We start from the raw sequence: 11,324 nt of genomic DNA, 5'->3' as shown, positions 1-11,324 counted from the left end.
TCAAGCCGTCAGGTCAGTACAAGGTTTCTGAAGGAGTTAAGACAGATATGGATGTTGCTATGGAAGCCGAACAATACTTCAAAGTGAAATTGGTAGGCGAATGACACATAACAAACCAAAGGAGACCAATCAAAAACCCGCGGGCGGCTTTTTGATTGCTCATTTTAAACGTTATATATAAAGGATTAAAAATGATAAAAATATTTCATTGGAATGGAACATATTTCGGTTTCATTAAAAATGGCAATCTCTTTAGTGCGACCTCTGATTATTTAGGTTGGATTGATAATGATGGAACCGTTTGGAATAAAGATGGGCATTATATTGGAGAACAAGTTGAAGAAAACTATATATTGAGAAAAACTAGTAAAATGAAGCCTATGTCAAAAATGCCAAAGATGACACCAATGTCTCCTATGTCGCCAATGCCCCCAATGAATAAAATGGGGAAGATGGGACGCATGGGTTGGATAGATGCTCTTGATGATTTTCAGAATGAAGACAACTAAAACTATATAACAAAACATAGTAACCAATAAATTACCTGGCGGCAATTTATTGGGCTATATTTAACCGTTATATTTAAAAAAGAAACAAATAAGGAACATTAGCTATGTCTATCAATATACGCACTATATTATTATTAATTTTGGCATTGTTTTTTTCCGCGTGTGTTGGTAATACAACCCCTGAATATATGTATAGAGAATGGAAAGATTGGCCTAAAGGTCTAAACGATATAGAAAAATGCACCGAAATAACAGGTACATATCTTGACGGCGAACCTAATCATTCAGGAGCCTATCCTCCAAGTGTTTGGGCATTTAGATTACCACATGAAAATATTAGGCATAAGGATAAAACTGTTATATCACGAGAGATAGAAATTCATTTTGATACTAAGAAAACTTTATATATTGAATATAGTATTGATGGTAAACGTGTTGCAATGAAACAATTTGAACCATCTCAATACTCATGTACAGAAAAAGGGCTTGAGATTATACTTCAAAAACACAGTGGACAGCTAGATCGTAAAATTCCGAATCCGGGGTTTAATACACTTAAAGGAACAATATATAAAGTTGATGATTATTTATATGTACACAATAGACTGGATACTACTTCATTGATTTTTTATATCATTCCAAATATTAGTTATACTGAATATTGGAATCGTTTTTTAGTGAAAAAAGTCAAAAAGATATAACAAACCATAGTAGCCAATAAATTACCTAACGGCAATTTATTGGCTATATTCAAACGTTATGTGCCATGGGAGATGACATGAAAAAGTTACTTATGCTCATTGGCATTGTGTTTATGCTGCAAGCTCAAGCCGAATCAGTGGGAAGTATAGTTTTCTTTAACATTACGAGTACAGAGCAATCGGATGAAGAAACTAATGAGGATTTCTACTTTTACTATGACAAACTGAATGACTTTCTTACAAAAAAAGGGTTTGACGTGCTTCTTGCTGAGCAATTGCCTATTAAAATAGAGAAGCCTGACTACACTATTGAACTTGGAGCGAGCGATGTGGCAAGTGATGTTGGGATCATATTCGTCAAGCCGTCAGGTCAGTACAAGGTTTCTGAAGGAGTAAAGACAGATGTGGATGTTGCAATGGAAGCCGAACAATACTTCAAAGTGAAATTGGTAGGCGAATGACACATAACAAACCAAAGGAGACCAATCAAAAACCCGCGGGCGGCTTTTTGATTGCTCATTTTAAACGTTATGTGACAGAAAGGGCAATTGGATAAGACAATGAAATTAAGTGGACTGACTCTATTGTATGAGAATAAAGAAACCATATTGGCAGTAGCAGTCTTGTCTATTGTATTTTTTATTTTTTGGAACAAAAAATATGGTGAAAAAGACAGCGTTCCAAATGACGATACAACCAGGCATTTCAAAGACAAGTGGTACGATGTGTCTCGAATGGATATTATCGGCAACAAGGTGGGTGTTGTATTCTTGGCACTTCTAGTCCTGATTTATTTTGTATTGTTCCGAACATGAAAAGACCGGAAACACATAACAAATCAGAGGAGACCAATCAAAAACCCGCGGGCGGCTTTTTGATTGCTCATTTTAAACGTTAAGTACATGAATGTAAAAGGATTTTAAATAATGGAAACATTTGATATTATAAATTTAGCAATAACAATTGGATTAGGAATTTTATCATTAGGACTTGGAGGTTTTTCAATATGGTTAAGTCTGAGATTTAATGATAAATCTAATGATGCTCTTGATTCAGTAAAAGACCTTTCTAATGAATTAAAATCATTAATGGAAGTCAGTCTTACACATCAAAAAGATTTTTCATCGAAAATGTTAGACTCAATATTAGACCAAAACCAATATGGAGTATCTCTAGATGAAATTGAAAAAGATAGAAGTTTAGAAGTCATTGAAAATACTCTTAAAGCAAAACTGTCAGAAACAGAATTAAATCTATCCACAATGGTTGAAGAAAAAATTAAAAATTTATCTAATTCAAGCTTACCGAATGACAAAACTATTGAAAAAACAATAACTGATATTAAAAATGAAATATCGAATATGAAAAAGACTGCCATAGATCTATCAAGCTCATTCAAACTCCCTAAAACAGTAAAGGAACAATTATTAGAATGGAGAGATTTTCCAGCTCATTATCTTGTTTTAGCATGTATAATTAAAGAGAAAATTACTTCTATCGATAAATTAGAAGAATATGAATCAAGCTATAACCTTCCATCTGGATATCAATCTGGACTTCAAAATTTAATTGATAGTGGCATCATCAATGGAAATATAAATAAATTTAGCATACCTATAGAGAATATAGACTCTCTTTCTATATGGGTAGAAAACAATTGGATTCTCTTAGAAAAATTAATGAAAAATTATTCAAATAAAGAGGAAAATACAGTTACAGACTATGAAAAAAGTCTTGCTGAAGAATTTATATTTTAAAACTTAACAAAACATAGGAGCGAATAAGTTACCTAGCGGTCACTTATTCGTTCTATTCAAACGTTAGAGGTACAAATGAATTTACGAAAAGACATTGAAACATTACTGTACTGGTATATTCCGGTTTTTATTTTTGCCTCAGTAGTCGGGTCATATTTGTTTGATTATTTCAAGACCATTGAAAATATGACATTTGCAGTCAAATTAAGCTTGACAGTGACGACAATACTTTCGAAATATTTGCATCATATCGTCGTTGCAGTTTGGTTATTAAATGTCGCAAAAAAAGAGAATCAAAAATACATTCTATGGGCAATGTTTGGACTTGTTGCACACTTGTTCGCAGCAGTGATTTACTTGCTTTTATATGTATATGAACGAAAATGTTTAGCCGATACCGCTAACAAAGCACAGGAGCCAATCAAAAACCCGCGGGCGGCTTTTTGATTGCTCATTTTAAACGTTAGGTGTATAAATGAAAATTGTTCTTGACTGTAACATTTATGACATTTTGGCTCAAGACAGTGAGTGCCTTACTCTCTTGACATCTTTAATTGAAAAAGAAGACTGGAAAGTCTTGATACCAATTACACTGCTTGATGAATTGAAAGATAGCCCATTTAAAGGAATACCTGATTGGATTCAGGCAGAAGAACATCTCGACTTAGTTGCAGTTTATGGGCATACTAAATATGGTGAAGGGTGCTATGGAGATGGAAATATATACGAGTGCCATAAGGGGAATAGCATTAAAATCAAAGATGCGATCATTGTTGATTTCGCAGTAAATAAAGCTGATATATTTGTGTCAGAAGATAGAAGGGCACGTAAAAGATTGCTTGAAATGGATGTCGAAACTCAAGTATACGATTACAATGACTTTAAAAACCTAACAAGACATTGGAGACCAATCAAAAAGCCGCCTGCGGGTTTTTGATTGCTCATTTTAAACGTTATGAGTCAATTAAGGATAGAACCTGAAAGTAAATAAAATATTTAAAAACTTCATTTCATTTTTGAGTGTATTAATAATTATCCTAATGATATTTACCTTTGGTAAGACAACATATTACATTGATAAAGTCATTGGTGCATTTTATACTAATACTTTATGTCTAAAGTCTAAATGTTTTGAAAAGCCAGAAGGTTGGAACAACATCAAAGATTCGTTAATGTTTATGTCTTTTTTTACAGATAACAAACTATCAGACGAACCTGTTCAGCATTACATGCTAACAAATATTGATAATACAAAAGTCCTTATAAACTATGGTAAAGAAGATTTTACTAAACTACCAGATACAGTAATTGTTAAAACTTTTGAAGATAAATGTACATATGCATATGAAGAACAAGTTGTAAATCAACAGTCTATGTTAACACTAGCAATAAAAGAACATAATATTGTAGTTACTCTTCCAAATGATGAGATTATTATAAATACAATGTTATCTTCAATATGCCAGTAACATATTTAATTTGAAGTGGCAACAAGACATCATAACAAGTTCTAGCAGCCAATACGAATCCGCGAGCGGTTTCGCATTGGCTGAAGATAAACGTTAGGCTAAAAAATGAAAACACTCATATTCATATCAGTTTTGCTCTTTAGCGTTATTAGTAATGCACAGCCTCAAGGTGTATGCATAGATAATAAATTAGCACAAATAGCAGGTGTCATGCCCGGTGATTCTAAAGAAAGCGTTATAGAGAAACTAGGCAAACCTGATTTTGTAACACTTGACCATGATAGAGATTCTAGCGGACAAAATGCTGGAGAATTTCTTCAGTATAAAGGGCTTAAGTTATTTGTTGCCAACATAGGTGGCGTTTCCTATATAAAAACATACAACGCTAAATATGAAAGCGTGTATGGTATTAAAGTAGGCATGTCATATGAAAAAGTTAGCAAATTACTCGATTCAACAGATAAGGACAAAATAATTATCTACCTTTGTAATCAACCTGATATCGTAGACACTCATTTTATTTTTAATTTCTGCGCGATAAATGGAGGGACTCTTGAATCTATTGAATTACAACAAAGCGAATTGTAAGCCTAACAAATCATTGGAGACCAATCAAAAACCCGCGGGCGGCTTTTTGATTGCTCATTTTAAACGTTAGACACAAATATACTTGGACTGAAAATAATGACAAAAAAAGAAAAATTAAAAGAGCTCTTCAAAACTGAATTAAAATTCTTATTCTTCCAAGATGTAAAACCGAATCTAAAAGAAATGGGAAATTACTATTTAATTTTTGCATTATTGACAACATGGCTAGCTGGTGTGGGTAGATACTGGGATAACCCTCGTGCCGATTTATGGCAATATCTTGGTCTGGGCTCGGTAATATATATCTTTGTTTTAGCTCTATTACTCTGGGCCATTATCAAGCCATTAAAACCGGAAAATTGGAGCTATAAAAATGTATTAATATTTGTTGGAATGACATCTCCAACAGGTATACTTTATGCGATACCCGTAGAAAGGTATTTCTCTTTATCCACTTCACAAACGATGAATGTATGGTTTCTGGCAGTTGTTGCTACTTGGCGTGTCATTTTATTGTTCTTGTACTTGAAGCGCGTAGCAAAGCTCAGTGGTCTTGCTATAGTAGTAGCAACACTTTTGCCTATAGTTATTACTATTACAGGCCTTACAATGTTAAATTTGGAGCATGTCGTTTTTAAGTTAATGGCAGGACTTGCAGAACACGAACGATCTGCAAATGACGCTGCATACAGTATTTTAATATTGCTTACTACCTTATCGGTGATGTTGTCGCCTGTCTTGATGATAGCTTATCTCGTAATCGGATACCAAAAAGCTAAAACAGCTGATAAAACAGAGCATTCATTATGAAGCTCGGCTTTATTGCCATGAGCGGTGTAAGAGCTTTGAATGAGGAGCTAACAGAATTGGGACTGACTCTACCCGGTTTTGTAGAACGGGGTAAGGTCATCGCGTCATTACCGAGTTTAGGCCTTCTCACATTAGCCGCACTCACTCCAAAAGAGATCGAGGTTCAGTATTGTGAAGTAGAAAAGTTCAATGACTTGGATGAAGTGCCTGAACAATTTGATGCAGTAGCAATTTCAAGTTTCACAGCACAGATCAAAGAAGCCTATTGCTTGGCGGACAAATACAGAGAAAAAGGTACAAAGGTTATCATGGGAGGCCTGCATGTGAATGCTATGCCAGAGGAAGCCAGTATACATGCCGATGCCATTGTACTTGGAGAAGGTGAACTGGCTTGGCCGACACTCACACGTGATCTGCAAAATAATTGTCTGCAAAGTGTTTATGATATGAGGGGTGAAAACTTCGATTTGTCAAATGCACCCATTCCGAGGTTTGATCTCTTGGATATAAATAAATACAATCGTTTGACTGTTCAGACACAACGCGGTTGTCCCCATAATTGTGAATTCTGTGCCTCATCAATCCTTCTGACCCCACATTTTAAAGTTAAGCCTGTTGAAAAAGTAATTGAAGAAATTCAATATATAAAAAAACTCTGGCCAAAACCATTCATCGAATTTGCCGACGATAATACCTTCGCCAATAAAACGCATGCTAAAAAACTACTAAGGGCTCTTACAAAAGAAGATATTCGTTGGTTCACTGAAACTGATATATCGATAGCTGAAGATGATGAGTTACTGATGCTTCTACGTGAAAGCGGTTGTGCGCAGGTACTAATTGGGTTAGAAAGTCCAAGCAAAAAAAGTTTGGACGGGCTTGAATTGCATTCTAACTGGAAAGCTCGTCAGATAGAAAAAAACCTGGATGCTATCAAAAAAATTCAAAGCTATGGAATTACCGTAAATGGTTGCTTTATTTTAGGCTTAGACGGTACAGATGTAAACAGTTTTCAAGAAGTACTTGATTTTGTACAGGAAAGTACAATGTATGAGGTTCAAATTACTATACAAACGCCATTTCCCGGAACACCGCTTTATGATAGGTTAAAATCAAATGCTAGACTTCTAGATGAAAGAGCTTGGGAAACGTGTACATTGTTTGATGTTAACTTCAAACCAGATAGCATGAGTGTTAAAGAACTTCAAAATCATTTCAAGTGGTTGATTAATGAATTGTACAATGAAGAGCGTACAATGTTACGTAGACAAAAGTTTAGATCAAATTTACGGAAATTAAAACACTCAAATATTAATCGTTTGTCTAACAAAGTAGTGGAGCCAATCAAAAACCCGCGAGCGGCTTTTTGATTGCTCATTTTAAACGTTATACCGCAAAAAAGGAACTACATGATTAAGTCTATTATGCTTGCGCTTCTCATCTTTTTTCCGCATAGCTCCTTTGCCTTAGAATCGATGAAAGTCAATTCGCCAGGTGATCTTGATGTGACCATATTCATTACAGATTCACCTCAATTTATTGAAGAATGGGTAGGAACTCCTGCATCTCATGCGCCAATTATTACGAAAATCAACAAAGCAAAGTTCAATCAAATGGTACACGCTGGGTTTGCAATCACTGGCTATAGCAGATTGAACCAAGAAGTAGATTTTGTCGTTTCAGTGCAAGTAACATCTCCGGTTGGCAGCGTCTTGCTAAATGAGAAAAAATGGGCTGTACACAAGCAGAAAGTTTTAGGGGACAAGGGAATAATCATTGCAGATCCTATCTTGGATATGACTTTTGAAACATCAGATCCAGCAGGAAATTACACGATTGCAGCAACGGTAACTGACAATATCTCGGGAAAAAGAGTATCAAACTCTACGATATTGAAAATATATTAGGTATAACAAACCAAAGGAGACCAATCAAAAACCCGCGGGCGGCTTTTTGATTGCTCATTTTAAACGTTATGTTTAAGAAAGGATATGAATGGATTACGCAGAATATGACCAAAACCATTGTAATATTGTAGAGTCTAGCCTTAAGGCAATTATCTCATATTACAACTCACATAATCATGAGGAAAAAAGATCAATACTTCTGTGTTTAGATAGGTACCTAGATCCTTACTATCAATATAAGCTATCTTATAAAAATCAAATTTTTGAATGGCTGCAAAATGAATTTCAAAATACACAAGATCTTAAAATCAAAGAAGACATCTTTGATCTCATAGATTATTATTCAGAAATTAGAATACCAAACTATGAAAGAGATGATTACGGTAATCTTGTTCAAATTAACTAGACAAAGGTCGAGAAACCAACATAACAAATCAGAGGAGCCAATCAAAAACCCGCCTGCGGCTTTTTGATTGCTCATTTTAAACGTTAAACTTACAAAAAGGCATTTGAACATGAATAGCTGGGATGACTTTATTTGGCTGATCACCAACCCTTACTTTATAGCGCTGTTCCTATTCGCACTAGCTTTAGAACCACTCCTAAAATACATGAGACGTTTTTATCCAGAGTCACAGCAAAAAGCAGCAAAAGAGTCAGAAGAATTCTTTCAACATCTAAAAGAAAATACGGAAGATAAAAAACTTTTTCAAAAAGCCAATATGAAAGTTATTTTATTCATATTTGGACCAACTCTTATTGTGTTTTTGATTTATATCGCTTACAGTTTGATTGTTGGATTAGAACTAAAGCCCGTATGCGTTAGAGATGCTTTCGCAAAAAGTGCAACTCTCTTCGCAATCACACTTGGTGTATACGCCATCAAAACTGAACAAATAAGCCGACTGTTACTTCAAGACGATTATGACAAAGTCGTAGAACTTTCAAAAAAACAAGTGGGTAGTGATCCAATTACCAAATTCTTTGAAAAGCATTCGCCAATTTTTGGATATTTCTCTGTTGTATTGGGGCTTATCGGTTTGTGGCGCTGGTCTTGAAATGAAGAGGTTTAACAAACCACAGGAGACCAATCAAAAACCCGCGGGCGGCTTTTTGATTGCTCATTTCAAACGTTATCTTACAAAAGGAAATAGATTATGAGTAAGTTCAACTTGAAACATAATGTAGCAAAAAGCTACTCATTTTCATTTTCTCGAAAAGAGTTGAAAGAACTATCTGAAAATAATTCTGAGATAGGAACCTTTAGTTACTACGGAGTTTCACCACATGACCAAATAGACGATTCTGGAAAAGAAATTTGGTTAGGATTTATCGTTGGGAAGAAGGTTCAAGCAAGTTGGAACTTCGAACTCGTCTTATACGCTAATAAAAATATGTATACTGAAAATATTCATGAGTTATGTCAAGAGGTTGTGAAAAATGAGATTACCAAGTGGATATTTGTACAAAAAAGATTGCCTGAAACATTTCCTCTTACTGTAAATGGATCATACAGTTTCAATAGATTACATATTTCAATAACAAAAGTTAATAATGACTATATCGCAAGTTCAACCGAACTTACTAAAACTATGTAATTGTTTGACCAAAAAGATAACAAATACGTGGAACGCAATAATTTACCGCGAGCGGAAAATTATCGCTCACGACGAACGTTATAAGTTAACACAATTTAAAGGAGTACTATTATGAAAGTTAAGTCGAATACAGATGGATTGAAAAAACTGGCAAAAAATGCCGAAGCAATGAGCGGAACAAATCAAGTAAAATTAAAAGATTTAATGACTCCAAAGTTCATATCAAAATGTTCAAATTTTAATGATATAGAACATTTGTTTAATGAAAGTGGCTTTGCAGTTGAAAGTAAAGAAGATTTTGAAGCAATTCCAGATGACAAGTGGAATGAGTTTATTGTTGAGAATACATCATTTAGTTCATGGGAAGAAATGCAAAAAGAAGCAGGAGCCATTTATGTTAAAGAACAATTATTTAAAAACTTATAACAAAACTTTGGAGAGAAATAAGTTGCTCTAGCGGCAACTTATTTCTCAAGTCAACCGTTATAAGACATAGGAGCAGAACATTACAATGCACTTGAAACCTGATTTAGAAATTACAACTCGCATAATTAATCGGGATCAGAATTTGATGGTACTGATGTGCATTAGTATTATAATTTTTACTATTTATGCTTATATAGAAGACTTGTCGTATTTTGGAGTCTACTTAACAATGTCAATTGTTGCCTTCCTATTTTTGGGTAGTAAAGCAGATATTCCAGATGAAACATGGTCTCCACAAGAAAAAGGCGCTTGGACAAGACGCTATACAACTCTTAAATTGAAAGAGGGTCAATTAATTTATGTTTCTGGAGATCGTCCGGATTCAAGAGAATCTTTTGATATGAATACATTAAAAGAGATTGAGTACAGAAAGAAAAAATTGATATTGCATTTTAATGATTTGACTACGCGTACAATCAATGCCAAATATTGGAATCCTAATCTTGTAAAAGATTTTATAGAGAGTATAAATGCGCAATTATCTTCAAACTTATAACAAATCAGTGGAGACCAATCAAAAACCCGCGGGCGGCTTTTTGATTGCTCATTTTAAACGTTATAGGACAAAGTGAATGAGTAACATATCAATAGCGAACAGATTACTTGAAGTTTGTAGAAAATATGAACAAAACGATTTGTCCTTGCAAGAGTTTCAATCTGACATTTGCGCTCATGGGTCAGCTTTGGAAGGACTCGGCAAAGAATGGGATGAAATGTTGAATGGTTTAGATTCCGAGTGTGAACTAATTTTATATATGGAAGACTCTAGTGATCATCACTTATTAGGTTTAAAGGTCTCAGAAAAACTTAGACATTATTTGGAGCAGAGACTTGATAGCCTATAACAAACCAAAGGAGACCAATCAAAAACCCGCGGGCGGCTTTTTGATTGCTCATTTTAAACGTTAGGTATATAAATTTTGTAAAGGTAGAACATGAATAATAGAGAAATAGCTTATAACTATGCAAAATGGATAACAATCTTTGGTTTGTCACCGCTTCTGTATGTGTTTTTTGGATCAATACCGTTCGCGTTTCTCGCTAATATTCCTAATCGTTTAATAAGCGAAGACCTTGATTCTTTTCTCAATACTCACCAAGTACTTTTTGTAGCAGCCGCCATGATAGGCTACTTAATTTTCTTATATCTTATTATCCGTCGCGAAAAAAGAAAAAATATTCAATCTATAGATCAACCAAGTAATAAATTTTTACTTGGCGTCTTTTTAATTTATATAGGGCACTTGGGTCTATTGTCATTTTATACTTTAGTAATATATGGTGTATTGAAAGGTCCTGGCTCAAGCTCAGGAATATTCTCCATTCCAATGATATTATGGATGCTAATTTTTTACACTATCGGTTTCAATATAGTAGGGAATCAAAGATTCTCAGAAATGTTGAAAAGAAAAAATGCAGAAGAAAGTTCTACCTAACAAATCTCTGCACGCCAATATGAACCCCGCACGCGGATTTCATATTGGTGAGTTTAAACGTTA

General features: G+C 34.4%; 19 protein-coding genes. All 19 read left to right on the top strand.

Going from position 1 to position 11,324, the window contains the following annotated elements; all coding sequences use genetic code 11:
* Positions 1–191: 191 nt before the first annotated feature.
* The 19 genes from ABYK33_RS09720 to ABYK33_RS09630 all read left to right on the top strand — a co-directional run bounded on the left by ABYK33_RS09720 (position 192) and on the right by ABYK33_RS09630 (position 11,261).
* Positions 192–509, top strand: a complete 318-nt coding sequence (locus ABYK33_RS09720; RefSeq protein ID WP_373032971.1) for a 4-fold beta flower protein — start codon at positions 192–194, stop codon at positions 507–509.
* A 104-nt stretch (positions 510–613) separates the two neighbouring features.
* Positions 614–1,210 (top strand): hypothetical protein, encoded by a 597-nt coding sequence (locus ABYK33_RS09715; protein WP_373032970.1) that lies wholly within the window; start codon positions 614–616, stop codon positions 1,208–1,210.
* 77 nt (positions 1,211–1,287) lie between these two features.
* Entirely contained in the window at positions 1,288–1,671 is a 384-nt protein-coding gene (locus tag ABYK33_RS09710; protein ID WP_373032968.1) for a hypothetical protein, read from the top strand.
* A 99-nt stretch (positions 1,672–1,770) separates the two neighbouring features.
* Positions 1,771–2,025: a hypothetical protein gene (locus ABYK33_RS09705; RefSeq protein ID WP_373032966.1), complete on the top strand. Its 255-nt coding sequence runs from the start codon at positions 1,771–1,773 to the stop codon at positions 2,023–2,025.
* Positions 2,026–2,136: 111 nt separating this feature from the next.
* On the top strand, positions 2,137–2,967 hold the full coding sequence (locus tag ABYK33_RS09700; protein ID WP_373032965.1) for a hypothetical protein: 831 nt from the start codon (positions 2,137–2,139) through the stop codon (positions 2,965–2,967).
* Between the two features lie 75 nt (positions 2,968–3,042).
* The gene (locus ABYK33_RS09695; RefSeq protein ID WP_373032963.1) at positions 3,043–3,414 is read left to right on the top strand and encodes a hypothetical protein; all 372 of its coding nucleotides are present in this window, start codon (positions 3,043–3,045) and stop codon (positions 3,412–3,414) included.
* Between the two features lie 28 nt (positions 3,415–3,442).
* A complete protein-coding gene (locus ABYK33_RS09690; protein WP_373032962.1) occupies positions 3,443–3,904 on the top strand; it encodes a hypothetical protein in 462 nt (153 codons plus the stop codon).
* A gap of 103 nt (positions 3,905–4,007) precedes the next feature.
* On the top strand, positions 4,008–4,436 hold the full coding sequence (locus ABYK33_RS09685; RefSeq protein WP_373032960.1) for a hypothetical protein: 429 nt from the start codon (positions 4,008–4,010) through the stop codon (positions 4,434–4,436).
* A gap of 105 nt (positions 4,437–4,541) precedes the next feature.
* Positions 4,542–5,024: a hypothetical protein gene (locus ABYK33_RS09680; protein ID WP_373032959.1), complete on the top strand. Its 483-nt coding sequence runs from the start codon at positions 4,542–4,544 to the stop codon at positions 5,022–5,024.
* A 96-nt stretch (positions 5,025–5,120) separates the two neighbouring features.
* On the top strand, positions 5,121–5,834 hold the full coding sequence (locus ABYK33_RS09675; RefSeq protein WP_373032958.1) for a hypothetical protein: 714 nt from the start codon (positions 5,121–5,123) through the stop codon (positions 5,832–5,834).
* Positions 5,831–7,204 (top strand): radical SAM protein, encoded by a 1,374-nt coding sequence (locus ABYK33_RS09670; protein WP_373032957.1) that lies wholly within the window; start codon positions 5,831–5,833, stop codon positions 7,202–7,204. Before ABYK33_RS09675 ends, ABYK33_RS09670 begins: the two co-directional genes overlap by 4 nt.
* A 39-nt stretch (positions 7,205–7,243) precedes the next feature.
* Entirely contained in the window at positions 7,244–7,741 is a 498-nt protein-coding gene (locus ABYK33_RS09665; protein WP_373032956.1) for a hypothetical protein, read from the top strand.
* 88 nt (positions 7,742–7,829) lie between these two features.
* Complete coding sequence (locus ABYK33_RS09660) at positions 7,830–8,147, top strand: hypothetical protein (RefSeq protein ID WP_373032955.1); 318 nt, start codon at positions 7,830–7,832, stop codon at positions 8,145–8,147.
* A 109-nt stretch (positions 8,148–8,256) separates the two neighbouring features.
* Positions 8,257–8,799: a hypothetical protein gene (locus ABYK33_RS09655; RefSeq protein WP_373032954.1), complete on the top strand. Its 543-nt coding sequence runs from the start codon at positions 8,257–8,259 to the stop codon at positions 8,797–8,799.
* Positions 8,800–8,898: 99 nt separating this feature from the next.
* On the top strand, positions 8,899–9,339 hold the full coding sequence (locus tag ABYK33_RS09650; RefSeq protein WP_373032952.1) for a hypothetical protein: 441 nt from the start codon (positions 8,899–8,901) through the stop codon (positions 9,337–9,339).
* A 111-nt stretch (positions 9,340–9,450) separates the two neighbouring features.
* On the top strand, positions 9,451–9,765 hold the full coding sequence (locus ABYK33_RS09645) for a hypothetical protein (protein WP_373032951.1): 315 nt from the start codon (positions 9,451–9,453) through the stop codon (positions 9,763–9,765).
* Between the two features lie 229 nt (positions 9,766–9,994).
* Positions 9,995–10,321, top strand: a complete 327-nt coding sequence (locus ABYK33_RS09640; RefSeq protein WP_373032950.1) for a hypothetical protein — start codon at positions 9,995–9,997, stop codon at positions 10,319–10,321.
* A gap of 76 nt (positions 10,322–10,397) precedes the next feature.
* Complete coding sequence (locus ABYK33_RS09635) at positions 10,398–10,670, top strand: hypothetical protein (RefSeq protein ID WP_373032949.1); 273 nt, start codon at positions 10,398–10,400, stop codon at positions 10,668–10,670.
* A 90-nt stretch (positions 10,671–10,760) separates the two neighbouring features.
* Positions 10,761–11,261, top strand: a complete 501-nt coding sequence (locus tag ABYK33_RS09630) for a hypothetical protein (RefSeq protein WP_373032948.1) — start codon at positions 10,761–10,763, stop codon at positions 11,259–11,261.
* Positions 11,262–11,324 lie beyond the last annotated feature (63 nt).

It is taken from the genome of Sulfurovum sp., assembly GCF_041562805.1.
Lineage (GTDB): Bacteria > Campylobacterota > Campylobacteria > Campylobacterales > Sulfurovaceae > Sulfurovum.
This window is presented reverse-complemented; position numbering and strand designations above follow the sequence as displayed.

Coding starts and splice junctions, on each gene's coding strand:
- ABYK33_RS09720 (WP_373032971.1), top strand. CDS start 192: ATGATAAAAATATTTCATTGGAATGGAACATATTTCGGTTTCATTAAA.
- ABYK33_RS09715 (WP_373032970.1), top strand. CDS start 614: ATGTCTATCAATATACGCACTATATTATTATTAATTTTGGCATTGTTT.
- ABYK33_RS09710 (WP_373032968.1), top strand. CDS start 1,288: ATGAAAAAGTTACTTATGCTCATTGGCATTGTGTTTATGCTGCAAGCT.
- ABYK33_RS09705 (WP_373032966.1), top strand. CDS start 1,771: ATGAAATTAAGTGGACTGACTCTATTGTATGAGAATAAAGAAACCATA.
- ABYK33_RS09700 (WP_373032965.1), top strand. CDS start 2,137: ATGGAAACATTTGATATTATAAATTTAGCAATAACAATTGGATTAGGA.
- ABYK33_RS09695 (WP_373032963.1), top strand. CDS start 3,043: ATGAATTTACGAAAAGACATTGAAACATTACTGTACTGGTATATTCCG.
- ABYK33_RS09690 (WP_373032962.1), top strand. CDS start 3,443: ATGAAAATTGTTCTTGACTGTAACATTTATGACATTTTGGCTCAAGAC.
- ABYK33_RS09685 (WP_373032960.1), top strand. CDS start 4,008: ATGATATTTACCTTTGGTAAGACAACATATTACATTGATAAAGTCATT.
- ABYK33_RS09680 (WP_373032959.1), top strand. CDS start 4,542: ATGAAAACACTCATATTCATATCAGTTTTGCTCTTTAGCGTTATTAGT.
- ABYK33_RS09675 (WP_373032958.1), top strand. CDS start 5,121: ATGACAAAAAAAGAAAAATTAAAAGAGCTCTTCAAAACTGAATTAAAA.
- ABYK33_RS09670 (WP_373032957.1), top strand. CDS start 5,831: ATGAAGCTCGGCTTTATTGCCATGAGCGGTGTAAGAGCTTTGAATGAG.
- ABYK33_RS09665 (WP_373032956.1), top strand. CDS start 7,244: ATGATTAAGTCTATTATGCTTGCGCTTCTCATCTTTTTTCCGCATAGC.
- ABYK33_RS09660 (WP_373032955.1), top strand. CDS start 7,830: ATGGATTACGCAGAATATGACCAAAACCATTGTAATATTGTAGAGTCT.
- ABYK33_RS09655 (WP_373032954.1), top strand. CDS start 8,257: ATGAATAGCTGGGATGACTTTATTTGGCTGATCACCAACCCTTACTTT.
- ABYK33_RS09650 (WP_373032952.1), top strand. CDS start 8,899: ATGAGTAAGTTCAACTTGAAACATAATGTAGCAAAAAGCTACTCATTT.
- ABYK33_RS09645 (WP_373032951.1), top strand. CDS start 9,451: ATGAAAGTTAAGTCGAATACAGATGGATTGAAAAAACTGGCAAAAAAT.
- ABYK33_RS09640 (WP_373032950.1), top strand. CDS start 9,995: ATGTCAATTGTTGCCTTCCTATTTTTGGGTAGTAAAGCAGATATTCCA.
- ABYK33_RS09635 (WP_373032949.1), top strand. CDS start 10,398: ATGAGTAACATATCAATAGCGAACAGATTACTTGAAGTTTGTAGAAAA.
- ABYK33_RS09630 (WP_373032948.1), top strand. CDS start 10,761: ATGAATAATAGAGAAATAGCTTATAACTATGCAAAATGGATAACAATC.